25 protein-coding genes are annotated in these 25,617 nt (G+C 65.8%); 13 read left to right on the plus strand and 12 right to left on the minus strand.

Translation table 11 applies throughout. The features are described 5' to 3' along the window. Nucleotides 1-5: 5 nt before the first annotated feature. Complete coding sequence (locus tag V6M87_RS20230) at nucleotides 6-1,049, minus strand: HD-GYP domain-containing protein (protein WP_332878465.1); 1,044 nt, start codon at nucleotides 1,047-1,049, stop codon at nucleotides 6-8. A 139-nt stretch (nucleotides 1,050-1,188) separates the two neighbouring features. Here V6M87_RS20230 and V6M87_RS20235 point away from each other — a divergent pair, with 139 nt between their 5' ends. Continuing rightward, nucleotides 1,189-2,865 carry a sensor histidine kinase gene (locus V6M87_RS20235; RefSeq protein ID WP_332878466.1) on the plus strand — a complete coding sequence of 559 codons (1,677 nt, stop codon included), beginning with the start codon at nucleotides 1,189-1,191 and terminating at the stop codon, nucleotides 2,863-2,865. 124 nt (nucleotides 2,866-2,989) lie between these two features. Next, nucleotides 2,990-3,427 carry a universal stress protein gene (locus V6M87_RS20240; protein WP_332878467.1) on the plus strand — a complete coding sequence of 146 codons (438 nt, stop codon included), beginning with the start codon at nucleotides 2,990-2,992 and terminating at the stop codon, nucleotides 3,425-3,427. A gap of 6 nt (nucleotides 3,428-3,433) precedes the next feature. Here V6M87_RS20240 and V6M87_RS20245 read toward each other — a convergent pair whose 3' ends face one another. From V6M87_RS20245 to V6M87_RS20280, 8 genes are all read right to left on the minus strand, one after another. Next, nucleotides 3,434-4,801: an NAD-dependent succinate-semialdehyde dehydrogenase gene (locus V6M87_RS20245; protein WP_332878468.1), complete on the minus strand. Its 1,368-nt coding sequence runs from the start codon at nucleotides 4,799-4,801 to the stop codon at nucleotides 3,434-3,436. 43 nt (nucleotides 4,802-4,844) lie between these two features. Continuing rightward, the gene (locus V6M87_RS20250; protein WP_332878469.1) at nucleotides 4,845-5,876 is read right to left on the minus strand and encodes an NADP-dependent oxidoreductase; all 1,032 of its coding nucleotides are present in this window, start codon (nucleotides 5,874-5,876) and stop codon (nucleotides 4,845-4,847) included. Between the two features lie 935 nt (nucleotides 5,877-6,811). After that, nucleotides 6,812-7,267 carry a hypothetical protein gene (locus V6M87_RS20255; protein ID WP_332878470.1) on the minus strand — a complete coding sequence of 152 codons (456 nt, stop codon included), beginning with the start codon at nucleotides 7,265-7,267 and terminating at the stop codon, nucleotides 6,812-6,814. A 723-nt stretch (nucleotides 7,268-7,990) separates the two neighbouring features. After that, the gene (locus V6M87_RS20260; protein ID WP_332878471.1) at nucleotides 7,991-9,748 is read right to left on the minus strand and encodes a PHA/PHB synthase family protein; all 1,758 of its coding nucleotides are present in this window, start codon (nucleotides 9,746-9,748) and stop codon (nucleotides 7,991-7,993) included. After that, complete coding sequence (locus V6M87_RS20265; RefSeq protein ID WP_332878472.1) at nucleotides 9,748-12,354, minus strand: bifunctional acetate--CoA ligase family protein/GNAT family N-acetyltransferase; 2,607 nt, start codon at nucleotides 12,352-12,354, stop codon at nucleotides 9,748-9,750. Before V6M87_RS20265 ends, V6M87_RS20260 begins: the two co-directional genes overlap by 1 nt. 110 nt (nucleotides 12,355-12,464) lie before the next feature. Then, the gene (locus V6M87_RS20270) at nucleotides 12,465-12,869 is read right to left on the minus strand and encodes a universal stress protein (RefSeq protein ID WP_332878473.1); all 405 of its coding nucleotides are present in this window, start codon (nucleotides 12,867-12,869) and stop codon (nucleotides 12,465-12,467) included. A 13-nt stretch (nucleotides 12,870-12,882) separates the two neighbouring features. Next, nucleotides 12,883-13,245, minus strand: a complete 363-nt coding sequence (locus V6M87_RS20275) for a TraR/DksA family transcriptional regulator (protein ID WP_332878474.1) — start codon at nucleotides 13,243-13,245, stop codon at nucleotides 12,883-12,885. Between the two features lie 10 nt (nucleotides 13,246-13,255). Next, nucleotides 13,256-13,699, minus strand: coding sequence for an Hsp20/alpha crystallin family protein (locus V6M87_RS20280; protein ID WP_332878475.1), 444 nt, complete (start codon nucleotides 13,697-13,699; stop codon nucleotides 13,256-13,258). A gap of 291 nt (nucleotides 13,700-13,990) precedes the next feature. Between V6M87_RS20280 and V6M87_RS20285 the strand changes: the two genes are divergently transcribed. From V6M87_RS20285 to V6M87_RS20320, 8 genes are all read left to right on the plus strand, one after another. Then, a complete protein-coding gene (locus tag V6M87_RS20285) occupies nucleotides 13,991-14,806 on the plus strand; it encodes a universal stress protein (protein ID WP_332878476.1) in 816 nt (271 codons plus the stop codon). 1 nt (nucleotide 14,807) lies between these two features. Then, complete coding sequence (locus tag V6M87_RS20290; protein WP_332878477.1) at nucleotides 14,808-17,291, plus strand: cation-translocating P-type ATPase; 2,484 nt, start codon at nucleotides 14,808-14,810, stop codon at nucleotides 17,289-17,291. 143 nt (nucleotides 17,292-17,434) lie between these two features. Then, the gene (locus tag V6M87_RS20295; protein WP_332878478.1) at nucleotides 17,435-18,406 is read left to right on the plus strand and encodes a diguanylate cyclase domain-containing protein; all 972 of its coding nucleotides are present in this window, start codon (nucleotides 17,435-17,437) and stop codon (nucleotides 18,404-18,406) included. After that, the gene (locus tag V6M87_RS20300) at nucleotides 18,403-18,552 is read left to right on the plus strand and encodes a hypothetical protein (protein WP_332878479.1); all 150 of its coding nucleotides are present in this window, start codon (nucleotides 18,403-18,405) and stop codon (nucleotides 18,550-18,552) included. Before V6M87_RS20295 ends, V6M87_RS20300 begins: the two co-directional genes overlap by 4 nt. A 47-nt stretch (nucleotides 18,553-18,599) precedes the next feature. Next, nucleotides 18,600-18,836, plus strand: a complete 237-nt coding sequence (locus tag V6M87_RS20305; RefSeq protein WP_332878480.1) for a hypothetical protein — start codon at nucleotides 18,600-18,602, stop codon at nucleotides 18,834-18,836. A 109-nt stretch (nucleotides 18,837-18,945) separates the two neighbouring features. Next, the gene (locus tag V6M87_RS20310) at nucleotides 18,946-19,785 is read left to right on the plus strand and encodes a universal stress protein (RefSeq protein ID WP_332878481.1); all 840 of its coding nucleotides are present in this window, start codon (nucleotides 18,946-18,948) and stop codon (nucleotides 19,783-19,785) included. Between the two features lie 23 nt (nucleotides 19,786-19,808). Beyond that, entirely contained in the window at nucleotides 19,809-20,864 is a 1,056-nt protein-coding gene (locus V6M87_RS20315; RefSeq protein ID WP_332878482.1) for an NAD(P)-dependent alcohol dehydrogenase, read from the plus strand. A 176-nt stretch (nucleotides 20,865-21,040) separates the two neighbouring features. Further along, nucleotides 21,041-21,877, plus strand: coding sequence for a universal stress protein (locus V6M87_RS20320; protein WP_332878483.1), 837 nt, complete (start codon nucleotides 21,041-21,043; stop codon nucleotides 21,875-21,877). Nucleotides 21,878-21,892: 15 nt separating this feature from the next. Here V6M87_RS20320 and phbB read toward each other — a convergent pair whose 3' ends face one another. Next, entirely contained in the window at nucleotides 21,893-22,615 is a 723-nt protein-coding gene (gene phbB, locus V6M87_RS20325; protein ID WP_332878484.1) for an acetoacetyl-CoA reductase, read from the minus strand. Between the two features lie 149 nt (nucleotides 22,616-22,764). Here phbB and V6M87_RS20330 point away from each other — a divergent pair, with 149 nt between their 5' ends. Together V6M87_RS20330 and V6M87_RS20335 are read left to right on the plus strand one after the other, a co-directional pair. Continuing rightward, nucleotides 22,765-23,169, plus strand: coding sequence for a hypothetical protein (locus V6M87_RS20330; RefSeq protein WP_332878485.1), 405 nt, complete (start codon nucleotides 22,765-22,767; stop codon nucleotides 23,167-23,169). Nucleotides 23,170-23,295: 126 nt separating this feature from the next. Beyond that, complete coding sequence (locus V6M87_RS20335; RefSeq protein WP_332878486.1) at nucleotides 23,296-23,721, plus strand: (R)-mandelonitrile lyase; 426 nt, start codon at nucleotides 23,296-23,298, stop codon at nucleotides 23,719-23,721. A gap of 9 nt (nucleotides 23,722-23,730) precedes the next feature. On the opposite strand, the gene V6M87_RS20340 is transcribed toward V6M87_RS20335, so the two are convergent. Next, entirely contained in the window at nucleotides 23,731-24,408 is a 678-nt protein-coding gene (locus V6M87_RS20340; protein ID WP_332878487.1) for an alpha/beta hydrolase family protein, read from the minus strand. Then, a complete protein-coding gene (locus V6M87_RS20345; RefSeq protein WP_332878488.1) occupies nucleotides 24,405-24,716 on the minus strand; it encodes a hypothetical protein in 312 nt (103 codons plus the stop codon). The genes V6M87_RS20340 and V6M87_RS20345 overlap by 4 nt, the downstream gene beginning before the upstream one ends. 185 nt (nucleotides 24,717-24,901) lie before the next feature. Here V6M87_RS20345 and V6M87_RS20350 point away from each other — a divergent pair, with 185 nt between their 5' ends. Continuing rightward, nucleotides 24,902-25,588, plus strand: coding sequence for a Bax inhibitor-1 family protein (locus tag V6M87_RS20350; RefSeq protein WP_332878489.1), 687 nt, complete (start codon nucleotides 24,902-24,904; stop codon nucleotides 25,586-25,588). Nucleotides 25,589-25,617 lie beyond the last annotated feature (29 nt).

Genomic DNA, 25,617 nt, shown 5'->3' on the forward strand with positions numbered 1-25,617 from the left:
CAGATTCAGGGCGTGGCGTCGTCGCAATACTGCGTATACACCGCCAGCACCGCGGCGCGCTGCGCCACGAAGGCGCGCACGCAGGCCGGATCGAAGTGACTGCCGGCGCCGCTTTCGATCATCGCGAACGCGCGCGCCACATCCCAGGCCGGCTTGTATGGGCGCGCCGAGGTCAGCGCGTCGAACACGTCGGCCACGGCCACGATGCGTCCGTACAGGGGAATGTCGTTGCCTTTCAGGCCGCACGGGTAGCCGCTGCCATCGTATTTCTCATGGTGCGACAAGGCGATTTCTGCCGCTGCCTGCAGGACCGACGAGTTGCTGCCGGACAGGATGTCAGCGCCGATTCTGGCATGGGTGCGCATGCAGGCCAGTTCCGCACTGTCGAGCCGGCCCGGCTTGAGCAAGATTTGGTCGGGAATGCCGATTTTGCCAATGTCGTGCATCGGTGCGGCCGCGCAAATCAATTCCTGCTGCTGCGCGTCGAGCCCCAGGCCGGCGGCCAGGATGCGTGCGTACTGCGCCATGCGCACCAAGTGGCTGCCGGTGTCGGCATCGCGAAATTCCGCCAGGCGCGCAAGGCGGTGCACCGCATCGCTCTCGCCGGCTACCACGGCGCAGGCCGCTTCCGTGACCGCGTCGGTCAAGGCCTCGGCACGCGCCATGAGCGCCACGTCGGCCTGGCGCCTTACCAGCAGGTTGCGTACCCGGGCTTGCAGTTCGATGTGATCCATCGGCTTGGTCAGGAAATCGTTGGCGCCCAGTTGCAAGGCGCGGTGGCGCACAGCGCGGTCGGTATCGGCCGTCATCATGATCGTGGCGACCGGTTCCTCTACGAACATTGCGCGCAACCGCGTCAGAAACTCCAGGCCATTCATGACCGGCATCATGTAGTCGAGCAGTACCAGGTCCGGCCTGGTGTTGCGGCACCAGTCCAGCGCCTTCAGCGGATCCTCGAGGGCCACGGTGGTTACGCCGCCGACCCCTTTGAGCATGTGCGAAAACAGTTTCAGGTTGATGTGGTCATCGTCCAGAATCAGCACCTTCATATTTCCCTTTGGCAATTATTATTGTGTATATTGACAAGTATAATGATTCCAACGATTTAATGGTAATTTCTGTAGATTTATTTCTTTATTCGACATATTTGTTGTATCTTGGCATCTTTGCTCACGGTTGGAGTCCTGCATGCAAACAGACCCGCAGCCGAACGTCGGCCTCGAGCGGATCGACGCGCGCGTTTTATTGGTGATCTTCGTTGTCGTCATGGTGGCTGGCATCTGGCTCGTAACGCTGGCGCAGCTGGCGCACGCGCGCACCCGGGCCATCGCCGGAGCCCAGCGCGATGCGCAAGGGCTGGCGCGCGTGTTCGAGGAACATGCGGTACGCACCATTGAGGCGGCGGACCAGGCCGTCACTTACCTGCGCTTCCGCTACAACGCGCTGGGCATAACGCTGGACGTGAATGCCGACCTGCAGCGTGGCCTGAACCCGGGCCATTTGTACAATCTGTTCACCGTGGTCGACGCGCATGGCGACACGGTCCTGTCGAGCCAACCCTTCACCCCGACCAACCTGAGCGACCGCGAACATATCCGGGTGCATGTGGCCGGCCATACCGAGGGTTTGTTCATCAGCAAACCGGTACTCGGTCGCGTCTCGAAAAAATGGTCGATCCAGCTCACCCGCCGCATCGAGCATGGGGACGGATCGTTCAAGGGCGTGGTGGTGGCCTCGATGGACCCCTACTATTTCACGCGCCTGTATGACGAGGTCAATCTCGGGGCCCGCAGTTCAATTGCGCTGATCGGCGACGATGGCGTGGTGCACGCGCGCCGCGTTGGCCAGGTCAATTCGATCGGCCAGGACCTGCGTGGCAGCGCCCTGTTCGCGCAGATGCAGGGGCGCGCGCGCGGCACCTTTTCCGAACGCAGCCCGGTCGACCAGGTGCAGCGCCTGTATGGGTTCGAGAAAGTGGCCGGCTACCCCTTGACCGTCCTCGTCGGCCTCGACTATGGCGAGTTATTGGCCGACTACGATTCGCGGCGCGACCAGTCGCTGCTGCTGGCCAGTGTCGCCAGTGCCGCGATCCTGCTGTTCGGCGCCGCCCTGGTGGTGCTGCTGGCACGCTTGATCGAGAGCAGGAAGCGGGCCATTTCGGCGAGCCAGGCCAAATCGCGCTTCTTGTCGAATATGTCGCACGAGTTGCGCACGCCGCTCAACGGCATCCTCGGTTTCAACGCCCTGCTGCGCGAGGGGCTGAGCGATCCGCTCCAGATCGACTTCGCCGAGACCGTCGAAACCAGTGCGCGGCAATTGCTGGCCATGGTCGACGCGGCGCTCGAACTGAGCGCGCTCGAGTCCGGCCAGCAGCGTCTGGACAACGCCCCGGCCGTGCTGGCCGACGTGTTTGAACAGGCCCTGTCGGCGCACCGCGCTGCCGCCACGGCCAAGGGGCTGCACCTGGCGCTGCGGGTCGACGCGAACGCGCCGCCAGTGCTGGTATGCGACCGGGCCAGGCTGGTGCGGGTGCTCGACATCCTGCTCAGCAATGCGGTGGGATTCACGGCGACCGGCCATGTCCTGCTGCACGCCGCCCGCACGGCCGGCGCGTGGGATTTTGCCGTGGAGGACACCGGCGTGGGTGTCCCGCTGGCGCACCATGCCAGCATTTTCAAGAAATTCTCCCCCAGCGACGACAGCGCCAGCCGCGCGCGCGCCGGCGCCGGTCTCGGGCTGGCGATTGCCGCGCAACTGGTGGCCTTGATGGGCGGATCGCTGACGCTGGCGTCGGTGCCAGGACAAGGCGCGACATTTCGCGTGTCGCTGCCGCAACGCGACCGGCAGCTGGACGGGCCCGTGTAGGCCAGGGCCTTTTTGGCCGCGCCGGATTTGATGTGCATCATGGCTGCCAAGGCGTGCGCCCGGCATCGTTTCATGCATGCTCAGGGCGCATCGGCGCCCGCGGGCTTTACCCGGGAGAACCGCCATGTACCAACGTATCCTGATTCCCACCAATGGCTCCGACGCGTCGCTGCGCGCCATTCATGCCGGTATCGCCCTGGCCAAGATGTTGCATGCCGAGGTGGTCGCGCTGTCGGTCGCGCCTGAATTCCACCTGCTCTCGCTCGCGCCCAGCCAGGTCGAGCCGCCGGCTGACGCGTTCGCGTCCGAGCACCATGCGCGTGCCATGCACATGCTGCATCAGGTGAGCCATGCTGCGCGCGAGGCCGGCGTGCCCTGCACCTGCGAATTCAAGGTCTCGGATCACCCGTGGGAGGCGATCTGCACCACCGCGCGCGACCGCCAATGCGACCTCATCAACATGGCCTCGCACGGCCACAAGGGCATCAGGAGCATGCTGCTGGGCAGCCAGACCCAGAAGGTGCTGGTGCACTGCGCGGTGCCGGTGCTGGTCCAGCACTAGAACGCGTCAAGCGACGCGGATCAGCTTCTTGTTGACGAACTCCTGGATACCGGCCGCCGACAGTTCGCGCCCGAAACCGGAATGCTTGACGCCGCCAAACGGCAATTCAGGCGCGGTCAAGGCTTCGCTGTTGATGAAGACCATGCCGGTATCGATGCGGCGCGCCACGCGCTTGCCCCGTTCGAGGTCTTGGGTGAACACCGAACCACCCAGGCCGAACGGCGAATCGTTGGCCAGCGCCACCGCAGCGTGCTCGTCGGCGACGCGAAAGAACAGCGCCACCGGTCCAAAAAATTCTTCCTTGTAGGCCGGATTGGCGGGCGTGATATCGGTCAGGATGGTCGGCTGCATGAAGGCGCCGGCACGGTCGACGCGCGCGCCGCCCATGATGACGCGGGCACCGGCGCCGACTGCGCGTTCAACCTGGTCAAGCAGCGTGTCAAGCGCACGTTCGGACGACAGTGGCGCCAGCGTGGTGCCCGCATCGAGCGGATCGCCGGCGCTGAACTTGGCCAGCGCGGCCTGGAACTTGTCGAGGAAGCGCTCGGCCATTGCGTCGACCACAATAAAGCGCTTCGACGCCGTGCAGGCCTGGCCGGAATTGCCCATCCGGCCGGACACGGCGCACTTGACGGCCTGGTCGAGGTCAGCATCGTCAAGCACGATAAAGGCGTCGCTGCCACCGAGTTCGAGGGTGGTTTTTTTCATGTTCTGTCCGGCGCGCGCAGCCACCACGGCACCTGCGGCTTCGCTGCCGGTCAGGGCCACGCCGCGAATGCGCGGGTCGTCGATCAGCTGCGAGATCTGGTCTTTCGAGATGAACAGGTTGGTGTAGGCACCGTCCGGGGCGCCTGCATCCTGCAGCAACTGCGCGAACGCCAGTGCACATTGCGGCACGTTGGACGCGTGCTTGACCATCACCACATTCCCGGCCATCAGGTTCGGGGCGGCGAAGCGGGCGATCTGATAATACGGATAATTCCACGGCTCGACGCCCAGCAGCACGCCGATCGGGAAGCTTTCGACGACACTGTCGGTGCCGCCTGCATCGAGTTTTTGGGGCGCCAGGAAGGCTTCGGCGTGGTCGGCGTAGTAGTCGATGATGGCCGCGCTGAGCGCCACTTCACCGGCGCTTTGCGCCAGCAATTTGCCCATTTCGAGCGTAATGAGCCGGGCCAGTTCACCAGAGCGCTCGCGCATCAGCGCCGCTGCGCGCTTGAGCACGCTCGCGCGCTCGGCATAGTTGCGTTCGCTCCAGTCGTTGGCGAAGCAGTGGCTGGCCGCTTGCAGGCGTGCCTCCATGGCGGCGTCGTCGTGGTCGTCAAAGGTGGCGAGGGTTGCGCCGTTGTACGGATTGATACTTTGGTAAGCCATGTGATGTCCTTGATTGGGTCGATGAAACAGAGGGTGATGCAATTCAATCCGCGCCAACGCGGATGACGAGCTTGCCGAAATTCTTGCCTTCCAACAGGCCGATGAAGGCTTGCGGCGCGTTTTCGAGGCCGTCCACAATGTCTTCGCGAAATTTGATCTTGCCAGCGCTGAGCCACTGGCTCATCTGCGCAAAAAACTCGCCGTAGCGGTCGCCGTAGTCGTCGAAGATGATAAAACCCTGCATCTTGATGCGCTTGGTAAGCAGGGCGCGGGTCAGCACGCGCAGCCGGTCCGGCCCGGCCGGCAGGCCAGTGGCGTTGTAGTCAGCGATCATGCCGCACAGGGGCACTCGGGCGCGCGCGTTGAGCAGTGGCAGCACGGCGTCGAACACCGCGCCACCGACGTTTTCAAAATACACATCGATGCCCTTGGCACAGGCGGCGCCGAGCTGTGCGGCAAAGTCGGGGCTGCGGTGGTCGATGCAGGCGTCGAAACCGAGTTCTTCAACAACGTAGCGGCATTTCTCCGCGCCGCCGGCCACGCCCACGACGCGGCAACCCTTGAGTTTGGCGATCTGGCCGACCACCGAACCGACCGCGCCGCTGGCCGCTGCCACCACCACCGTCTCCCCGGCTTGCGGCTGGCCGATGTCCAGCAGTCCCATGTAGGCAGTAAAGCCCGGCATGCCCAGCACGCCCAGCGCGCTCGACGGATGCGCCAGACCGGCCAGCTTGCGCAGACCGGTGCCGTCGGACAGCGCATAGTCTTGCCAGCCATTGAAACCGAGGACCAATTCGCCAACACTGAAATCAGGATGACGCGACGTTTCGACCCGCGCCACGGTGGCGCCGATCATCGTCGCGCCCAGCGCGACCGGCGCTGCATACGAAGCTGCATCGCTCATGCGGCCGCGCATATACGGGTCGAGCGACAGATACAGTGTGCGCAGCAGCATCTGCCCGTCTTGCGGCACCGGCATGGCGCTTTCCTGCAGCGAAAAATTGGCATCGGTCGGCGCACCGTGCGGCCGGCTCTGGAGGACGATGGAACGGTTCATACTGGGGCTTTGGGACATGGTATTGGGTTCCTGTTCGGGACAGTCGTGGACATGCTGGAGAGGCTGACGCTGGTGGCGCCGGCGCGCTTGCTCGGATCGAGCCTGCACTGGCGAACGTCACGGCTGGCGCTGCTTGTGTGATTGACTATACACCAACATTAGACCAGTCAACTTGTATCGTGCGGGGGCATTCGGGCGCAGACGTCAGGCAACGCACAACGACTTTCGGGAACCTTTATCACCAGAAAAGTTCTGAAGTTCCTTATTTAGCGTATTCGACTTACTCTTTTACAACTTTATACAATTAAACCTTTAGCACGATAAATTCAAAAATGTCGGACTGCCCGTGTTAGTCCCTCCACCCGTTTCTGCATAATTTCCTTGGTCACTTGATTCGTTTCCAGACACACAGCGAGCACCACAGCGGCCGTCGTGCGAATTCCTTTCGATGCTGTTGGTTTAAAGTATCTTGTGCCGCGATCAGGCAACAGCGCGTTGAAACTAGGTGAAGTGGTCAAAGAAGAAGAAATGGGTTGATAAGGCGCACCGAGCCAAGGTCTCATAAAGCGGTAATTCGCTCCGAGGCACAAGAGAAAGCGATGTTGTTGCAAAACTCCACGTGAAGGCAGAACTTCCACCCGTTTGGATGGCCCGGAAGATCCGCGTGAAATAAATTTCCTTATTCTGCACGACCGACTTTAAGCGAAAATTTCGGCAATTTCGTTTTTTAGCATTCCATGCCGAGTGCGGGAGTAACTACTGTGGCCGCCGATGGTACGCCGCCCACCCTCACAATGGTTTTTAACCAGTCGAGCATGGGTGTGCCAGTTAATTATAGTGGTAAGCTTAATTCGGATACGGCGATATGCTTTCCCGTTCTACGGTGGCCATTTCAGCTAACGACGATAGCGACAGGTTTTGTTCGGCAAGGCGTGATTGGGAGCTCGACGGATTCAGCCCGGATCGAGACGCCAATAGCTTTTCGAACCGAAGCTTTTTTCTAGAGCTGTCTCAATTTGCACGATACTGAAAGCTTGCTCGGTAAGTATTAACGCGCCAGCATATGCCCCACCTTTTTTGCCGTCTTGACCGGTCCCCCATTGGACCTGGAGACACGCATAAGTCTTCCCGTCTATCTCTTGTGCTTTTTGTAGATCGATCCGGAGACCTTTCACGATGTCATACGGCTTTATTACTCCTTCGTCGTTATTATACTTTTCGGCAAATCTGACACCGGAGCCCGGCGTAACAGCCTTCTCCGATATACCCATATATTTTCCGAGCTTGACCGGAAGGTATGTACGAAGTATATAATTGCGTGTATTATTGCTGCAGTCTGTAAACTTTCCTGACTCATTATCTGTGTAGACGACGGTGTTTGCTGGTATCAGAGCAATTTGTGCGGACATTGTTTTTTCCTCGCCAGTCAGGCAAAGTGCCTGTTTCTTTTTCGCTAGCGACCGGCCAGCTACGGGCGCCGCCAAGCGCAGTTTTCCGATGCAATACACGAACTACTGCCGATCTAATAACGCCAATAGTCGCAAATTTGCCTAATTGTTTTGAATAAGCCCGAGGCTGCTTCGATGGATTCCCAATCGGCACCGACATCAACCAGCTTATTCATCTACCAAAGAATTTTGATCGTGTTCTCCGAAAAAGCTGTGAAAGCCTGGCCACGATTTTGACACGATGCAACACTGTTACTGTGCTTTCACTGACGTCCCCCGAAAAGTAGCAACTTCCGGTTGCGGTGGCAACACCTACTTACTGTGCATACATGTTGGGTTTGCTTCGAAATCGCTTTGTCGACCCTTGATGCATTTCGACCTTCCCCCCGCAGGCATTGTCGCCCGTAACTTTGACGCCTTTCGGGACGCTGAGGTCAAACCCGTCAACGCGCCATGACTCGTCTGTTAGCGCGAAACGTTCTGCCTCCGCAGCCGAACCTCGTATGTTGAAGATATCAGCTCGTCATCAGATATGAGATGGATCGGCCCGGCGACGCGCCAAAGTGCGCGTCGCCCGTTGCTGCGGCTGCAAGCAGTAGACGCGGCAGCAACGCGTTGCTTATTGCGGCCAACAATCACATTTATTTACTGGCCTATCATTTACCTTTTCGATCTCCGGCCACATCACGGGGCCAGCACGTAACGCCCGGGAGCATCGTCGAGCAGGCCGTTCGGGCCGACAGGGCTTACCGGTAGCGCGGCAAGCTGGCCGCGCGACTGGCTGCGCAGCCAGTGTTCCCATGCCGGCCACCACGAGCCGACGCACACGGGCGCCGCAGCGCGCCAGGCTTCGGGGTCGAGGTAGCGGCCATCGGGTTCGCGCGTTGCAAGCTGGTAGTGCTGCTTGCCGTCGCCCTGCGGCGGGTTGACCACGCCGGCATTGTGGCCGCCACTGGTCAGGCAAAACGTCAGGGCGGCGTCGGTCAGCAGGTGCGCTTTGAACACCGAGGTCCAGGGCGCCACCGTGTCACGTTGCGTGCCCAGCACAAACAAGGGAAGGTCCAGGTCGGACAAGGCGACCGGGCGGCCGTCGACCAGGTAGCGGCCCTGCGCCAGGTCATTGTTCAGGTACAGGCTGCGCAGGTATTCGCTCTGCTGGCGGTACGGCATGCGGGTCGCATCGGCATTCCATGCGGCCAGGTCCGAGGTGGCGCGCTGGCCCTTGCCAAGCAAATAGTTCTGGACCATGCGCGACCACACCATGTCCTTCGAATTGAGCAGCGCGAACGCGCCTTCCATCTGCTTGCCGTCCAGGTAGCCCTTGCGGGCCATCACGTTATCGAGGAAATTGAGCTGGCTCTCGTCGATGAACAGGCCCAGCTCGCCCGGCTCGGTGAAATCGACCTGGGCCGCCAGCAGGGTGAGACTGGCCAGTCGCGTGTCGCCAGTGCGAGCCAGTGCGGCCGCGGCAATGGCCAGCAGCGTGCCGCCCAGGCAGTAGCCGAGCGCGGCGATGCCCTGCCGGGGATGGCGTGCGCCGACCTGGTCGATGGCGGCCAGCACGCCCAGCTTCAGGTAGTCGTCCATGCCGAGCTCGCGGTCGGCGGCGTCGGGATTCTTCCACGAGATCATGTAGACCGTGTGGCCCTGGTCGACCAGGTATCGCACCAGTGAATTGGCCGGAGACAGGTCGAGAATGTAGTACTTCATGATCCACGGCGGCACCATCAGCACCGGCTCCGCGCAGACCGTCGCCGTGCTGGGCTGGTAGGCGATCAGCTCAATCAGCCGGTTGCGGTATATCACCTTCCCCGGCGTCACGGCGACATCCCGGCCCGGCACGAACTGTTGCGGCGCGCGCGCGGCCGGCATGGCATCCTGGACCAGGTTGCGCCCTCCTGCGAGCAAATTGGCGCCGTGGCTGCGCGCCGTCTCGGCCAGCACGACCGGATTGGTGGCGAGAAAATTCGACGGTGCGACCATGTCGAGCAGCTGGCGCATGGCGAAGGTCCACAACTGTTCGTGGTGGCGGGTGACGCCCGGCACGCCGGTGGTGGCGTTATACCACCACTGCTGCTCCAGCAGGAAGCTCTGGTAGATCACGTTGAACGGCCAGCGTTGCCACTCGGGCGCGGCAAAGCGGCGGTCTTGCGGCAGGGGTTCGATGCAGGGCTGCGCCGGCGCCGTGGTGCCCGCGGCAAACGCCGCCAGGCGCAGCATCTTGCGCTGGGCCTTCATCACCAGCTCGACCTGCTTGGCAGGCGAGCCGGCCAGGTGCACCAGCCAATCGCTGGCTGCGGCCGCCAGCGACGCGGGCGAAAGGCCCTGGGTCCACCAGGCGATCTGGGCATGCAAGGCCTGGTCGAGCCCGCGACCCGGCGCCGCTGCGCAGGCGGCGCTATCCGGCTCGGCGGTCGGGACGATTGCGGTGTAAGTATCCATCAGCGATGCTCCAGTGGGGAAAGGCGTACGGCCGGCGCCGGGTTGAGTTCGCGGACCAGCCGCACTTCGCCGTCGCCCGCCTGGTGCTGCACCGTAAAGCCGAGCGAGCGGGCCAGGCGGATCACCGCCAGATTCTCCGCCAGCGCCGCGCCGACAATGCGCGCGGTGCCGCGCGCGCGCCAGTAGTCGACCAGCGCGCGCATCAGCAGGCCGCCCAGGCCCTGCCCTTTCAGGTCGCTGCGCACCGTCACCGCGAATTCGGCCTCCTGGTTGTCCGGGTCGGCCACCGCGCGCGCCACGCCCAGCGTTTCATTGACGCCGCCAATCCCGGGGCGGGTGGCGATGAAGGCCATCTCGCGGTCGTAGTCGATCTGGGTCAGGCGTGCCAGCTGGGCCGGCTGCAGCTCGCGCAGGTGCACGAACGTGCGCAGCCGCACATCTTCGGGGTCGAGCGCCCTGAAAAAGGTCAGGTGGGCGGCACCGTCTTCCGGGCGAATCGGACGCACCGTCAAGGGCGCGCCCTGCCAGTTGACGATGCGTTCGAGCTGGTCCGGGTAGGGCCGGATCGCCAGCCGGTCGAGGCCGTTTGTGCCGGAAGCGACCGCTTGCAGGCGAATGCGCCCGTCCAGCGCCAGCACGCCGCTGGCGTCGGCCAGCAACGGGTTGAGGTCGAGTTCGGCAATGGCGGGGAAATCGGCCACCAGCTGGGCCAGCCGGATCAGCACGGCGCAGATGGCGTCGACGTCGGCACCGGGCTGCTTGCGGTAACCGGCCAGCAACCGGGCCACACGGGTGCGCCCGACCATGTCGCGCGCCAGCACCAGATTCAGCGGCGGCAGGCCCAGCGCGCGGTCGGGATCGACCTCGACCGCGGTGCCGCCCTGGCCGAACAGGATCACGGGGCCGAACACCGCGTCGACAGCGGCGCCGACGATGAGTTCGAATGCGCCAGGGCGGCGCGCCATGGCTTGCACCGCAAAGCCGTCGATGCGGGCCTGGGGCGCGTGCACGGCAACTCGCGTGCGCATGGCCGACAGTGCCGCCGCCAGGGCCGCACCGTCGGCCAGGTCGAGCGCGACACCGCCGACGTCGGACTTGTGACTGATGTCGGGCGAGACGATTTTGAGAGCCACCGGATAGCCGATGCCGGCCGCGGCCGCCAGCACGGCATCCTGCGAGGTCGCCAGGCGCGTGGCCACCACCGGAATGCCGTAAGCGGCAAACACGGCCTTCGCAGCGGGCTCGGACAGCATGCCGTCCCCGTGCGCGTCGAGCAGGGCATGCACCGCTGCGCGGTCGGGCTGAAACGGCGCCGACGCCGGCGGCACTTGCATGAGCAGGCGCTGGTTGCGCGCGTACTGGACCAATTGCAGGAAACCGTCGACGGCCTGTTCAGGCGTGTCGAACGTGGCCAGGCCGGCCTGGTCACACAGGCGGCGCGCATCGATCAGGGCGTCGCCGCCCAGCCAGCAGGTGAGCAGACCGCGCGCACCGTCGCGCGCGATGGAAGCCACCGCTGCCGCCACTTCCACGCTGGGCACGATGGCAGTGGGGGCATGGATCAGCAAGACCGCGTCGGCGTCGCCGCTGCGCAGTACGACCTCGAGCGCGGCGCGGTAGCGCTCGGCCGGTGCGTCCCCAATCAGGTCGACCGGGTTTGCGCGCGACCAGGTCGCTGGCAGCAGCGCGTCGAGCGCGGCCAGCGTGGCACTTGATAAAATCGCCAGCTGGCCGCCACCGGCAATGAGCGCGTCGGTGGCCATCACCCCCGGCCCGCCGCCATTGGTAACAATGGCGAGGCGCTCACCGGCCAGGGCGTGGGTGCGCGCCAGCGTTTCGACGGCACTGAACAGATCGGCTGTGGTGCGCACGCGCAGCATGCCGGCGCGCCGGATGGCGGCGTCGTACACCGCATCCGAACCGGCCAGCGCGCCGGTATGCGACATGGCGGCGCGCGCGCCCTCTGCGACGCGCCCGGATTTGAGCACGATGACCGGTTTGGCGCGCGCCGCAGCGCGCGCCGCCGACATGAATTTGCGCGCATGGCGGATGTCTTCGATGTAGAGCAGGATGGCGTCGGTATCGGCGTCGCTGGCCAGGTAGTCGAGGATGTCGCCGAAGTCGACGTCGGCGCTGTCGCCGATGGAAATGAAGCGGGAAAAGCCGATGCCGCGCGACTTGGCCCAGTCCAGCATGGCCGTGACCAGCGCGCCGGACTGGGACACGAACGCAATGCGCCCTGGCAGCGCGGCGGTATGGGCGAAGCTGGCGTTCAGGCCAATGCCGGGCGCCAGCAGGCCGACGCAGTTGGGGCCCAGGATGCGCAACAGGTAAGGCCGGGCGGCGTCGAGTACGGCCTGGCGCAGTGTCACGCCCGGCGTGGCGGACGGCGCGCCGAGGCCGGCCGACAGGATCACCGCCGCGCGGGTGCCGCGCGCGCCCAGTGCGCGGATCAGGCCTGGAACGGTGGCAGCCGGGGTGCAGATGACGGCCAGGTCGGGCGCGGCCGGCAGCGCCGCCACGTCGCGGTAGACCGGGACGCCGGCCAGCGTCTCGTACTTGGGGTTGACGGCGTAGACCACGCCCTTGAACGGGCTGGCCAGCACATTGCCCAGTAGGTCGTGCCCACGCGCTGCGCGCGCCCGGAGGCGCCGATCACCGCTACCGAGCGCGGGGCAAACAGGTACTGCAGGTTGCGTACACTCATGGTGTCCCTTTATCGAAACAGCAGCACCGGCAGCTGCGTGTGTTCCAGCACCCGCGCAGTCTGGCTGGCCAGCACGTGTTCGGTGGCGCCGTGGCGACCGTGCGAACCCATGCAGATCAGGTCGATGTCGCCTTCGCCCGCGGCCTGCAGGATGGCCCGCCATGGTTCGGCACCGGCCAGCAGCTTGCCCTCGCAGGACACACCCAGCAGCGTCGCCTGGGCGGTGACGTCGGCCAGGATTTGGGCAGGATCGGCGCGTGCATCGGCAGCCGCGTCGAGTGCACGCGCGGCTACCGGAACAACGTGCAGCACCACCACGTGCGCGCCGATGCCGGCTGCAAACGCCAGGCCCTTGCGCACCAGCGGGACCATCGACAGCGAGCCGTCGACCGGCAGGAGAATACGTTGGAACATGCCGGCCGCGCCGTTAGGACGCCGGCGCTGCGGCGCACGCGACGCAGGTGGCAGCGGTCGGCACGGCGCGCAGGCGCTCGATGGGAATGGCGGCCCCGCATTGCGTGCAGATGCCGCCCACGTCGAATTCGATGCGCCTGAGGGCCGCGTCAATGTCGCGCAACGCGGCCAGCTCGTGCTGGACGAGGGCGATGTCGTCGTCAGCCAGCATGGCGTCGAGCGCCGCGTCGCCCTGCTCCGACAAACTGCCAAGGCTGCGCGCCTGGCCGGTGTCGCTACCGGCCAGGCGCATGCGCACGGCATCGACCACGTCGATGCGCATGACGCGCAGCTTTTGCTCGAGCTCGGCGAAGTCGGACGATGTCAGCTTGTGCACGCCGCCGCCGTCAGGAAAAGGCCAGCGGCTTGCCGTTGCCGCCGGTTTTCGTGGGCAGCGCCAGTTCCAGCACGCCGTCGCGAAATTCGGCGTGGGCCTGGGTGTCGTCGATCGCCTGCGGCAAGGTGAAACTGCGGTAGAACTGGCCCCAAAAACGCTCCGGGCAGATCGTCGTGGCGCCTTCATGCTCGCTCTGCGAACTGGTCTCAGCGGAAATGGAGACCTGGTTGCCGTCGATATTGACCTTGATGTCCTCTTTTTTTGCACCCGGCAGGTCGGCCATGACCTTGTAGGCCTGTTCGGACTCGGAGACATCCATGCGCACGCGCGGCGCCATGTCGGCGGCGCGCAGCGACGACGGCAGGCGCAGGTCGGAAAAGAATTCGTCGAAGGTGCGGAACGGCTCGGCACGCAGCATGCGCGCGATCGGATCGAAACGGGTGGAAGCGGACATGATGGATCTCCAGAAAGATTTTTACCAGTGTCTGCCCCAGGTCAATGTGACGGCATCGGAGCAATCGTACCGGCGACACATGACGCGGCGATATGATTTGCATCAAATTCGCGCTGACAAACCCGCAGATGCACCAAGCGTCGCGGAAGTGCGCACATCCGCGACGCAATGCAACATACATTTGATGCAAGTCAAATTCGGCTCAGCGATATCGGCGCGAACGCAGGTAGCGCTGGACCGCCTCCCGCGCGCGCCGTACGCTGACGTTTTTACATTGCCTGCGAGGCCGTTATGTCCTACCAAACCATCGTCGTCCACGTCGACCATTCGGTGCACGCCGACGCACGCATCCGGTATGCGGCGCAGCTGGCGGAGCGCTGCGGCGCCCACCTGGTCGGCAGCGCATTCTCCGGCATCTCGCGCTATGTCGAAGCGGGTGTGGAAGTGATCCTCGCGCAGCAGGCGGAACTGCGCGCGCACAACGAGGCCGCGCTGGCGCGCTTCGACACCATCGCGGCTGCCGAGGGCGTCCCCAGCCATGAGCGGCGCTACACCAACGACGACCCGGCTGGCGGTCTGGTGCTGCAAGCGCGCTACGCCGACCTGGTCGTGCTGAGCCAGACCGACCCGGATGACCCGGCCGCCGCCCACCTGGCCGGCCCGCTGCCGGCGCAGGTCGTCATGGGCGGCGGTCGCCCGGTGCTGGTGCTGCCCTATGCCGGCCAGTTTGCCACGCTGGCCCGCCGTCCGCTGGTGGCCTGGGACGGCAGCCTGGAAGCGACCCGCGCCGTGGCGGGCGCCCTGCCCCTGCTGCGCGCGGCCGGCACGCTCGATATCGTCCTGTTCCAGCCGTCGGGCGCGGCCGGGCGCGACCCCGGCGCCGACCTGGCGCTGTATCTGGCCCGCCACGGCGTGCAATGCACGGTGCATGCCGAGCCACTGTCCATCAACGGCGGCGTTGCGCTGCTTTCGCTGGCGGCCGACCTCCAGACCGACCTGCTCGTCATGGGCGCCTACGGGAACGCACGTCTGCGCGAAATGCTGCTCGGCGGCGTCACCGAAACCATCCTGGACAGCATGACGGCGCCGGTGCTGATGGCGCACTGACATGGGCGCACGCCACGATGGGGACGGGTTAAGCGAGGCCGAAGCCGCGCGCCGCCTGGCCGCGCACGGGCCGAATTCGCTGGCGGCGCCGGAACGGCGCTCGTGGCGCCGCATCGGCGCCGACGCGGCGCGCGAACCCATGTTCCTGCTGCTGGCCGGCGCGGCCCTGCTGTATCTCGCGCTGGGCCAGCCCGGCGAAGGCCTGTTCCTGTGCGGCATGGTCGTGGTCAATCTGGGCCTGTCGCTGTACCAGGAAGGCAAGACCGAGCGCGCGCTGGCCGCCCTGCGCGCGCTGGCCAGTCCGCGCGCGCAGGTGTTGCGGGGCGGGCGCTGGCAGTCGATCGATGGCGCCGATGTGGTGCGGGGCGACATCATCGCCCTGAATAAAGGCGACCGGGTGCCGGCCGATGCGCGCCTGCTCAGCAGCAATGGCATGCAGGCCGACGAGTCCCTGCTGACGGGAGAATCGATGCCGGTCACCAAGGATGGCGCGGCCATGCTGTTCGCCGGCGCGCTGGTGCTCCAGGGCGATGGCGTGGCACAGGTGGCCGCCACCGGCGCGCGCAGCCAGCTCGGCCGGATTGCCGCATCGCTGCAAGGCGTGCGTGCGGCCCCGTCGCCGCTGCAACGCCAGGGCACAGCGCTGGCGCGCGCCTTTGCCGTGGTCGGGCTGGCGCTCAGCGCATCGCTGGTGCTGGTGTATGGTTATCTGCGCGGCGACTGGCCGCAAGCACTGCTGGCCGGCATTGCACTGGCCATGTCGATGTTACCGGAAGAGCTGCCGGTGATCATGACGGTGTTTCCCGCCATCGGCGCCTGGCGCCTGGCCCGGCAGCACGTGCTGACGCGGCGCCTGGCAGCCATCGAGACGCTGGGTGCCATCTCGGTGCTGTGCGTCGACAAGGCCGGTACGCTCACCGCCAACCGCATGGAAGTGGTGGCCCTCGAAGCGCATGGTGTGCGCCACCCGGTGACGCCTGGCGCGCTGCCGGCTGGCTTCGCCACGCTGGTCGAGACGGCGCGCCTGGCCAGCGCCGCGCGAGGTCCCGATCCGATCGACCAGGCAGTGCAGCGCCTTGGGCAAGCCAGCCTGGCGGCGCCGCAGCGCCATCCCGACTGGGTGCTGCTGCACGAGTATGGCGTCAGCGCGCAGCAGCGCGCGCTGGTGCAGGTCTGGCGCCGCGGCGACGCCCGCCTGGTCGCCGCCGCCAAGGGCGCACCGGAAACCATCCTCAACTGGTGCGAACTCGACCCCAGCACCCGCGCCAGCGCGCTGGCGGCAGCCGCCGAGATGGCGCAAGGCGGCCTGCGCGTGCTGGCCGTCGCGCACGCTGTCCTGCCCGAAGAAATCTGGCCGACGCAGGCCGCCGACCTCGCGCTGCGCTACGATGGCCTGCTGGCGCTGGCCGACCCGCTGCGGCCCGAGATCCCGGCCTGCGTCCTGCAATGCCGCCAGGCCGGCATCCGGGTCGTCATGATCACCGGCGACCATCCGGACACGGCCCACGCGATTGCGCTGCAGGCCGGACTGGACGACACACCGGCCCTGACCGGCACTGAACTCGATGCGCTCGATGCGGCCGGGCTGGCTGAACGCCTTGCCACCCTCAGCGTCTGCGCGCGCATTGCACCCGGCCAGAAACTGCGACTGGTGCAGGCGCTCGCCCGCAGCGGCGCCACGGTGGCCATGACCGGCGACGGGGTCAACGACGCGCCGGCATTGAAGGCGGCGCACGTCGGCATTGCCATGGGCGGACGCGGCACCGATGTGGCGCGCGAAGCGGCCGCGCTGGTGCTGCTGGACGACCGTTTCGCCTCGATCATCGAGGCGATCCGGGCCGGCCGGCGCATCCACGACAACATGCGCAAGTCGATGCGCTACATTATTTCGATGCATGCGCCGATTGCCGGCATGGCCATCCTGCCGATCCTGGCCGGCTGGCCGCCCTTGCTGTATCCCATGCACATCGTGTTCCTGCAGATGATCATCGATACGGCCTGCGCCCTGGTGTTCGAGAACGACCCCGCGGCGCCGCAGCTGATGCGCCGCCCCCCGCTAAACCCGCAAGCGCCCCTGTTCGACGCCGCTGCGCTGATCCGCGCGCTGGCGCTGGGCGTGCTGCCGTGCGCTGCGGTAGCGGGCGCGTATGCATGGGCGCTGGGCGCGCTGGCGCCCGCGCCGGCGCGCGCGTTCGGCTTCACGGCGCTGGTGCTGGCCAACCTGTCGCTGATCCTCGCCAACCGCGCCGGCGGCAGCGGCCTGTGGGCATCGCTGCGCCAGCCGAACCGACTGCTTTGGGGAGTATCCGGCGCGGCGCTGGCCATGCTGGCGCTGGTGCTGTACCAGCCGTGGCTGGCTGCCGTATTCCAGTTCGGGGCCTTGACACCGGCGCTGGCAGCGGGCGCCGGTGCGCTTGGCCTGGCCAGTGGCCTGGTGCCGGCGCTGCTGTCCCGGCGCGACCTGCGTGCAGAACATCCACGCTAGTCCTTGCATCAATAGTTACTAAGAAAATGCTGGTAGCTTTTTGATGCGGATCAAAAACAGCGTAAAAATACTGCAAGGTTCTCGACGCCGCGATCCACCCGGATTATTGTGAATACCCGACTGCGTCCTGGCGGCAGACCATCATGAAGCGCACGTTCCCGAAGCACGAGAATTCGCCCGAGCTCACGGCCGCCGTGGCGGCGTCGGTGTTTTACCACAGCCGCGACGCCATCATGATCACCGCGCTCGACGGCACCATCCTCGGCGTCAACGCCGCCTTCAGCACCATCACCGGCTACACGGCCGAGGAAGTGCGGGGCCAGAATCCGCGCATCCTCAAATCCGGGCGCCAGGACGACGCGTTCTACCAGGCCATGTGGCAAGCCGTCACCAGCCAGGGTTACTGGCAGGGCGAAGCGTGGAACCGGCGCAAGGATGGCAGCCTGTTCGCCGAGCGCATCACGCTCAGCACCGTGCCCGACGGCGCCGGCCGCCCGCATCACTACATCGCCGTGTTTGCCGACATCACCGGCGCCAGCGAGCAGCGCCTGCTGCTCGAGGAGCGCGCCAATTACGATGCCCTCACCGGCCTGCCCAACCGCGTGCTGCTGCGCGAGCGCCTCGACCAGGTGCTGGCTCAGGCGCATGAACATGGCATGGCAGTCGCGGTCGCGTTCATCGACCTCGATGGCTTCAAGGACATCAACGACAGCATGGGCCACGTGGCGGGCGACAGCCTGCTCGCCACCATGGCGCAGCGCCTGCGCCATGCCTTGCGCGAGTCGGACACCCTGGCGCGCTTCGGCGGCGACGAATTTGTCGCGGTGCTGCCCGATGTGCAGGACGGCGCACTGCTGGCATCGCTGACAGGCCGCATGAGCACGGCGGCGCGCGTGCCGGTGGTGCTCGACGGCCGCACACTCTGCCTGTCGGCCAGTATCGGGGTGGCGCTCTATCCGGACGATGGCGCCACTGCAGCGGAACTGATCGGCCGGGCCGACGCCGCCATGTACACGGCCAAGCGCAAGCTGCGCGGCGCCACGCGCGCCTCCGACCTGCCCGGCGCCGCGGCAGCGCGCCGCGCGCCGGCACCGCAACGGGCCGAAGCGCCATGAGTGCACCCATTGCGCGCCCGGCGGGCGAGCAGGTGCCGGGCTTCCAGATGCGCGGTCAACTGCCCGGCATGGAAGCGATCGGCGCCGGTATGCACCGCCACTTCTGCAGCCTCATGAGCAGCGAGATGCAGCGGGAACAGGCCTGACGCTACTGCTGGGCAATAAACGTGCGCAACAGCGACTGGCGGTGTTGTTGGTCGACATCGGGTCCCACTCTGCGGCGCGTGCGTATTCGGCGACGCAATTCCAGTTGCGCATGTCGCGCGAAGACATCGGCAGCGACCTGGGCCTGACCATCGAAAGCATCCTGCCGGCCCGGCTCACCAAACTCGGACTCATCACCGTCGACAAGCGCGCCGGCGTGCTGCGCGACCCGGCGCGCCCGGCCGCCTTGGCCAACGGCGCCGCACCCTGCAGCCCGCTGGCCTGACCAGCCGCCTGCCGCCCGTTTGATGCAGATCATGGATTCTGAGGCCGTATCCTTCCATCCTGCGTGACAGGGCCCGCGTCCAGCGCCCCCCTTTTCGACAAGGACTGTCATGGAATACAAAACCATCCTCGTGCATGTCGACCAGTCACGCCACGCCGCCACGCGCATCCATTTTGCTGCCGCGCTCGCGCGCATACACGGGGCGCTCCTGATCGGCGCGGCCATGACCGGCCTGCCCCGCTACGTGTTCCCCGACGGCGCCTGGCCGATTCCCCTGACCCTTGCCGCCAGCTGCTTCGAGCCCCTGTACGACAAGGCCCGGCGCGCGCTGGAACAGTTTGCCGACATCACTGCCGCTTACGATATCGCCTGCGAACCGCGCCTGGTGACGGACCAGGATGCCGATGCACTGGTTCTGCTGGCGCGCTTCGCCGACCTGGTCGTCGTCACGCAGGACGACCCCGACGAAGCCTTGCCCGGTCAGGTCGCGCGCCTGCCCGAATACGTGGCGCTGCACGCCACCGCGCCGGCCCTGATCGTGCCGCTGGACTGGACCGCGCCTGGCGCGGGCCACCAGATCCTGGTGGCCTGGAACGGCAGTGCCGCGTGCGCCCGCGCCGTGCACGCGGCGCTGCCGCTGCTGCGCCAGGCGCGCAATGTACGCCTGGCGTCGTTGCGCGCGCCCACCGACGCGTTTGCGCAGGACATCGCGGCCGAGCAGGCGCAGCTGGCCGCCAGCCTGGGCCGCCACGGCGTCCAGGTGCAGCTGTGCGTGCGCGACGAGGATGTCGACGCCGGCCACGCCATCCTGGCACTGGCCAGGGAAACCGGATGCGACCTGATCGTGATGGGCTGTTACGGCCATGCGCGCTTTCGCGAAATGCTGCTGGGCGGCGCAAGCCGCACCATGCTGCGCTCGGCCACGGTACCGACGCTGATGCTGCACTGATGTATCCCCCACGGAGGCTTGTCATGAACATGATGAATGCAGCAGTCTTCACCGGCCCCGGGCGCATCGTCCTGGGCCGCAAGCCGGTCCCCGTGGCCGGCCCGGGCGAGGCGGTGATCAAGGTCACGCTCACCACCATCTGCGGCACCGACGTGCACATCCTCAAGGGCGAATACCCGGTGCGCGACGGTTTGACCATCGGGCACGAACCGGTCGGCACCATCCACGAACTGGGGCCGGGCGTGACCGGCTACAGTATCGGCCAGCGCGTGGTGGTGGGCGCCATCACCCCGTGCGGCCAGTGCCACACCTGCCTGGACGGCCACCAGTCCCAGTGCGGTGGCCATGCCATCGGCGGCTGGCGCTTCGGCAATACGATCGACGGCTGCCAGGCCGAGTACGTCAAGGTACCGTTCGCCAACGCCAACCTGGCGCCCATTCCCGATGCCCTGAGCGACGAGCAGGTATTGATGTGCCCGGACATCATGAGTACCGGCTTCGGCGGCGCCGAAAACGGCGGCATCCGGCTGGGCGACAGCGTCGCCATCTTTGCGCAGGGGCCGATCGGCCTGTGCGCCACCGCCGGCGCGCGTCTGCGCGGCGCCAGCCGCATCATCGCGGTCGATACCTTCCCCGAGCGGCTGGCGATGGCGCAACGGCTGGGCGCCGACGCCGTCGTCGATTACCGCGCCGGCGACGCGGTGGAAGAGATCCTGCGCCTGACCGGCGGGCGCGGTGTCGACGTCGCCATCGAGGCGCTGGGCACCCAGCAGACCTTCGAAAACTGCCTGCGAGTCTTAAAACCCGGCGGCACGCTGTCGAGCCTGGGCGTGTATTCGGGCAAGCTGACGCTGCCCATGGATGCCTTCGCGGCCGGCCTGGCCGACCAGTCGCTGGTTACCACGCTGTGCCCCGGCGGCAAGGAGCGCATGCGCCGTCTGATGGCCATCGTCGCCTCCGGCCGGCTCGACCTGCAGCCGCTGATCACGCACCGCTTCCGCCTCGAGCAAATCGAAGACGCTTACGAGCTGTTTGCAAACCAGCGCGACGGCGTGCTGAAAGTGGCCATCACGCCTTGAGGCGACGCCGTCGAACTTGCGGAAACGTTGCGCTGCATCAAATTGCGCACGCAAAGCGCAGCAGGTGCACGTTCGCCGTTCATATTTGATTTGCATCATGTTTTTTTAGCCAGCCAATCCATAGTATTCTGGCAAAGCGGCGCGCCACGCGCCGGCTGTGACCACCGGGAGCCGCCATGTCTTACCGATCCATCCTCGTCCACGCTTGCCAGCCTGCCACCGCGCAGGCGCGCTATCAGCTTGCCGCCAGAATTGCGCTGGATGCAGGCGCGCAGATGGCAGGTATTGCCGCATCCGGCGCCACCGAGGTCCTCTACCGCAGCGGCGCCGCCGCAGCGATGATGCCCATTGGCCCGGAAGACTGTGCCTTCCTCACCGAAAGCGCCCGCCGCGACCTGGCCGCTTTCGAGGAGACCGTGCGGGCGACGGGCGCGCAGCTGGTGCCCGGGCGCGTCACCGATGAATCGGCCACAAGTGCCTTGCCGCTGGCGGCGCGCTATGCCGACCTGCTGGTGATCGGCCAGGCTTGCAGCCCCGACGCCATCGTCGCCAACGACCAGTCGCTGGCGCGCACGGTGCTGGTGCATGCGCCCTGCCCGGTGCTGGTGGTGCCGGCCGACAGCCGCTCGGTGGCGCTGTCGCAGCGCCCGCTGCTGGCGTGGGATGGCAGCATGGAGGCAAGCCGCGCCGTGCGTGGCGCGCTGCCCCTGTTGCAGCGCGCCGGCAGCGTCACGGTCGCCTGTTTCTATCCGCAGAAATACGAGGCCGACGGCGGCGCCGGTGGTGCCTTGCTGGTCGCTTACCTGGCCTGTCACGGGATCGCTGTCGACCTGCTGGCGCCGGCGCATGCCGACAGCGTCGGCCACGCCTTGCTGGCGCTGGCCGAGTCGCGCGGGCACGACCTGATCGTGATGGGCAGCTTCGGCCACTCGCGCTTGCGTGAGGCGGTGCTGGGTGGCGCCACCCGGACCGTGCTGGCCGAGGCCAGCATACCGGTCCTGACGGCGCACTGAGCCTGCGCCCCGGCTTCAGGCCAGGTACTGGCCGCCATTCACGTCGAAGGTGGCCCCGGTAATGAAGCCGGCCGCGTCGTCGGCCAGGAACACCACCATCCGGGCCACGTCGGTAGGCGTGCCCAGGCGCCCGACCGGGATGCCTGCCACGATCGCCTGCAGCACATCGGGCCGGACCCCGGCCGCCATGGCGGTGTCGCAGTAGCCCGGCGCGATGGCGTTGACCGTGATGTTGCGCGCGGCGTTTTCCAGCGCAAGCGCCTTGGTAAAACCCAAGATGCCGGCCTTGGCGGCGGCGTAATTGGTCTGCCCGGCCTGCCCCTTGCGACCATTGACCGAACTGATGTTCACGATGCGCCCGTAGCGCCGTTCGCGCATGCCCTCGATGACCGGGCGCGTCATGTTGAACATCGATCCCAGGTTGGTTTGCAGCACCGCCTGCCACTGGTCCGCGCGCATCTTGTGGAACATGGCGTCCTGCGTGATGCCGGCATTGTTGACCAGCACGTCGAGCGGCCCCAGCTGCGCCTGCACGGCCGCCACGCCACGCGCGCAGGCGTCTGCGTCACCGACGTCCCACTGGAATACGGCAATGCCGTGTTCGGCGGCCAGCGCCTGCGCCGCCTGCGTGTCGTGGTGGTAGACGGCGGCGACCCGAAAGCCCGCCGCACCCAGCGCCGTGCTGATCGCCAGGCCCAGTCCGCGCGTGCCGCCCGTTACCAGTGCTGTTCTTGCCATATCGTCCTCCCGAAATGATCGTCGCGTTGCACAGGACCAGTCTACCCGGCACGATGTGCGGGCATCAGGGCTTGAATTGATTTGCATCAAACACGCGCCCACTAAGAATGCGAAACAATCACGACTCCACCGCGGCAGAAAGAACCATCATGCACACCATTCCTCCCAGCGACGCCGCGCATGCCATCGGCACGGCGCTCCAGCACAGCCGCAAGCAGTTGTGCCACCAGATCGACCAGCTGGCTGCGCGGCCCGAGGCATCGTTTGCATCGGGCTGGAACGCGCTGGTGGCGGCCGCCGAGGCGGCCTTCCGGCACGAAGAGAGCCTCATGGAACTGATGGCCTACGTCGGCCTGGCGGCGCACCGGGAAGAAAACGCCCGCACGCTCAGCGCCCTGCACCACGTCACCCCACGGGTCGATGGCGGCGACACCGGCATCGGGCGCGAAGCGCTGGCCGCGCTGGCCGTGATCGTGTCTTCGCACCGCTACAGCGTCGGCAGCGCCGCCGACCTGCACCTGCGCGGGCACAAGGTGACGCCGGGCCACAGCTGAGACCGTGCCCGTTCCCTGTTTCATTCATGATTTACACACATGAATGTGTGCAGAAACGCGCTCTAGTGTCATGCATCGGCCAAAGCTATAGTCAAGCGGTCGTCATCTCACTGAACAGGAAACAATATGGAACTCAAGCGCGCAGGCACCCAGCCTTCCATCAAAGGCCCCGAAGCCTGGTTCACCGGCACGGTCCGGATCGATCCGCTCGCCACCGGCAGCGCGCCCGCGCGCGTTTCGGCCGCGAGCGTCACCTTCGAGCCGGGTGCACGCTCGGCCTGGCATACCCATCCGCTCGGGCAAATCCTGATCGTCACGGCAGGCTACGGCTGGACCCAGTGCGAGGGCGAAGCCAAGGTCGACATCCGCGCCGGCGACACCATCTGGTGCCCACCCGGCCACAAGCACTGGCACGGCGCGTCGGCCACGACGTCGATGACCCACATCGCCGTCCAGGAAGCGCTGGACGGCGTGGCGGTGACGTGGCTGGAAAAAGTCACCGATGAAGACTACCTGAGCCCGCTGGGCGAGTCAGCAGCCCACCGGCACTGATTGCGACGCTCAGCGGGTCACAGCCGGCGCGTCCTTCACGTACTTGTCGGACCAGCGCAGCATTTCGTACAGCTTGGTCGACTGCAGCGGCGTGGTGCCGGGGTTGGCGTCGTCGCCGAAGTGCACGATCAACAGTGGCGTTTTCAGCTTGTCGGCGTAGAAGCAGGTCGATACTTTGGTGTAGACCTCGGGCGCTTCCCATACCGACCTGCGTTCGTTCTGAAAGCCGAAAGGCGTGAGCGACTTGTTGTACCAGCCGCTGGTGGCGGCGCCCGCGCGGAACAGGCTTGAATGCGCCAGCAGGCTGGCCGTCATCGGCGCACCGTGGCTGTGCCCCATCACACCGACCCGGTTCGGATCGGTGTGATGGGGCACCACTTCGTCGACCGCCGCCTGTGCATTGGCCACCAGCTGATCGGTGTCGGTGTCATACGCCTTGCGCGGGTCACCGACGATCGGAAACGATGCCGCCTTGATGATCGCGTAGCCCGCCAGCAGCAGCAGGCGGTACTGGCGCAAGCGCGGAAAGGTCGCTTGCGAGCCGGTGGTCTGGCCGGCCCTGGAGATATCCGCATAGTCGGCCGGATAGGCGTTCAGGATGGTCGGCAGGCGGGTGCCTTCCTGGTAGCCGGTCGGCGTGTAAAGCGTGGACGACAGCGGCACGCCGTCGGCGCGCGTGTCTTTCACCAGGCGTTTTTGCTGAGGTACAGGCGGTCGGCCTGCTGCGTTTTCAGGTCGAACCGGTCGAGGAAGGGACGATCACCGTCGACCGATGAACCGGTGCCGGCCAGCCGGATGCTGTCGCCCGCCACGCGGATCACCGGGAAGCCATTGGCCAACTGGCGCCGCACCGGCGTGCCCGGATTGGCGTATTTCTCGTCGCTGGACAGGTCCCAGACCAGGCGTTTGGCTGGCGCGTCGTCGACACTCAACTGCCAGGTGCGCCGCCATTTGCAGTTGACATCGTAATCGGACCGCAGCGATTGAAGTTCCACACCTAAAATCAGACTGTGCCATAGAAATATTTCCACGATAACATTAACGAGGCAGAGACCGTATCGTCTTTACTTGTTAACACCTTCTTAAGATTCGTCATACAGTATGCAGATTGGATGCGCGTTGCGTCCAGCAGCGAACCGTCGTGTTCTGCTGTCCGTCCTAGCTGAAAAGGAGTTTCGCCATGAGCGCAAACCTGCAATCGACCTACAGCCAAACCGGCGGCGTGCCAGCCGTCCGTCACCGCGTGCTGCGCAATACCTACTGGCTGCTTGCCCTGTCCATGATCCCGACCGTGCTCGGCGCCCTGGTCGGCGTCTCGACCGGCTTCGCGCTGCCTGGCGGCGTGTTCGGCATGGTGCTGTTCCTGGCGGTGGCCTTCGGCTTCATCTGGGCCATCGAGAAAACCAAACAGTCCGGCGCCGGCATTGCCGTCCTGATGGGTTTTACGTTTTTCATGGGCCTGATGCTCACGCCGATCCTGACCCGCACGCTCGGCTTTGCCAACGGCGGCACCTTGATCATGACCGCGTTCGGCGGCACCGCATCCATCCTGGCCGTGATGGCGAGTATCGCCACCGTGTCGAAGCGCGATTTTTCCGCCATGGGGAAATGGCTGATGGCCGGCGTCGTGGTGCTGATCCTGGCCTCGATCGCGAACATCTTCCTCGGCATGTCGGCGCTGTCGATTGTCATCTCCGTCATGGCCATCGCCATTTTTTCGGCGTACATCCTGTACGATGTACAACGCATCGTGAACGGCGGTGAAACCAATTACATCACCGCTACCCTGAGCATTTACCTGAGCGTCTTCAACATTTTCTCAAACCTGCTGGCCTTGCTGGGCATCGGTGGCGGCAGTCGCGAGTAACCCAACTTTTAAAGGCACAGTCACGCGAT

Source organism: Massilia sp. S19_KUP03_FR1 (genome assembly GCF_036688685.1).
Classification (GTDB): Bacteria; Pseudomonadota; Gammaproteobacteria; order Burkholderiales; family Burkholderiaceae_D; genus JALYUM01.

Excerpts from the sequence above, each read along its gene's own strand:
- V6M87_RS20230 (WP_332878465.1), bottom strand. The coding sequence starts at position 1,049 with ATGAAGGTGCTGATTCTGGACGATGACCACATCAACCTGAAACTGTTT.
- V6M87_RS20235 (WP_332878466.1), top strand. The coding sequence starts at position 1,189 with ATGCAAACAGACCCGCAGCCGAACGTCGGCCTCGAGCGGATCGACGCG.
- V6M87_RS20240 (WP_332878467.1), top strand. The coding sequence starts at position 2,990 with ATGTACCAACGTATCCTGATTCCCACCAATGGCTCCGACGCGTCGCTG.
- V6M87_RS20245 (WP_332878468.1), bottom strand. The coding sequence starts at position 4,801 with ATGGCTTACCAAAGTATCAATCCGTACAACGGCGCAACCCTCGCCACC.
- V6M87_RS20250 (WP_332878469.1), bottom strand. The coding sequence starts at position 5,876 with ATGTCCCAAAGCCCCAGTATGAACCGTTCCATCGTCCTCCAGAGCCGG.
- V6M87_RS20255 (WP_332878470.1), bottom strand. The coding sequence starts at position 7,267 with ATGTCCGCACAAATTGCTCTGATACCAGCAAACACCGTCGTCTACACA.
- V6M87_RS20260 (WP_332878471.1), bottom strand. The coding sequence starts at position 9,748 with ATGGATACTTACACCGCAATCGTCCCGACCGCCGAGCCGGATAGCGCC.
- V6M87_RS20270 (WP_332878473.1), bottom strand. The coding sequence starts at position 12,869 with ATGTTCCAACGTATTCTCCTGCCGGTCGACGGCTCGCTGTCGATGGTC.
- V6M87_RS20280 (WP_332878475.1), bottom strand. The coding sequence starts at position 13,699 with ATGTCCGCTTCCACCCGTTTCGATCCGATCGCGCGCATGCTGCGTGCC.
- V6M87_RS20285 (WP_332878476.1), top strand. The coding sequence starts at position 13,991 with ATGTCCTACCAAACCATCGTCGTCCACGTCGACCATTCGGTGCACGCC.
- V6M87_RS20290 (WP_332878477.1), top strand. The coding sequence starts at position 14,808 with ATGGGCGCACGCCACGATGGGGACGGGTTAAGCGAGGCCGAAGCCGCG.
- V6M87_RS20295 (WP_332878478.1), top strand. The coding sequence starts at position 17,435 with ATGAAGCGCACGTTCCCGAAGCACGAGAATTCGCCCGAGCTCACGGCC.
- V6M87_RS20300 (WP_332878479.1), top strand. The coding sequence starts at position 18,403 with ATGAGTGCACCCATTGCGCGCCCGGCGGGCGAGCAGGTGCCGGGCTTC.
- V6M87_RS20310 (WP_332878481.1), top strand. The coding sequence starts at position 18,946 with ATGGAATACAAAACCATCCTCGTGCATGTCGACCAGTCACGCCACGCC.
- V6M87_RS20315 (WP_332878482.1), top strand. The coding sequence starts at position 19,809 with ATGAACATGATGAATGCAGCAGTCTTCACCGGCCCCGGGCGCATCGTC.
- V6M87_RS20320 (WP_332878483.1), top strand. The coding sequence starts at position 21,041 with ATGTCTTACCGATCCATCCTCGTCCACGCTTGCCAGCCTGCCACCGCG.
- phbB (WP_332878484.1), bottom strand. The coding sequence starts at position 22,615 with ATGGCAAGAACAGCACTGGTAACGGGCGGCACGCGCGGACTGGGCCTG.
- V6M87_RS20330 (WP_332878485.1), top strand. The coding sequence starts at position 22,765 with ATGCACACCATTCCTCCCAGCGACGCCGCGCATGCCATCGGCACGGCG.
- V6M87_RS20335 (WP_332878486.1), top strand. The coding sequence starts at position 23,296 with ATGGAACTCAAGCGCGCAGGCACCCAGCCTTCCATCAAAGGCCCCGAA.
- V6M87_RS20350 (WP_332878489.1), top strand. The coding sequence starts at position 24,902 with ATGAGCGCAAACCTGCAATCGACCTACAGCCAAACCGGCGGCGTGCCA.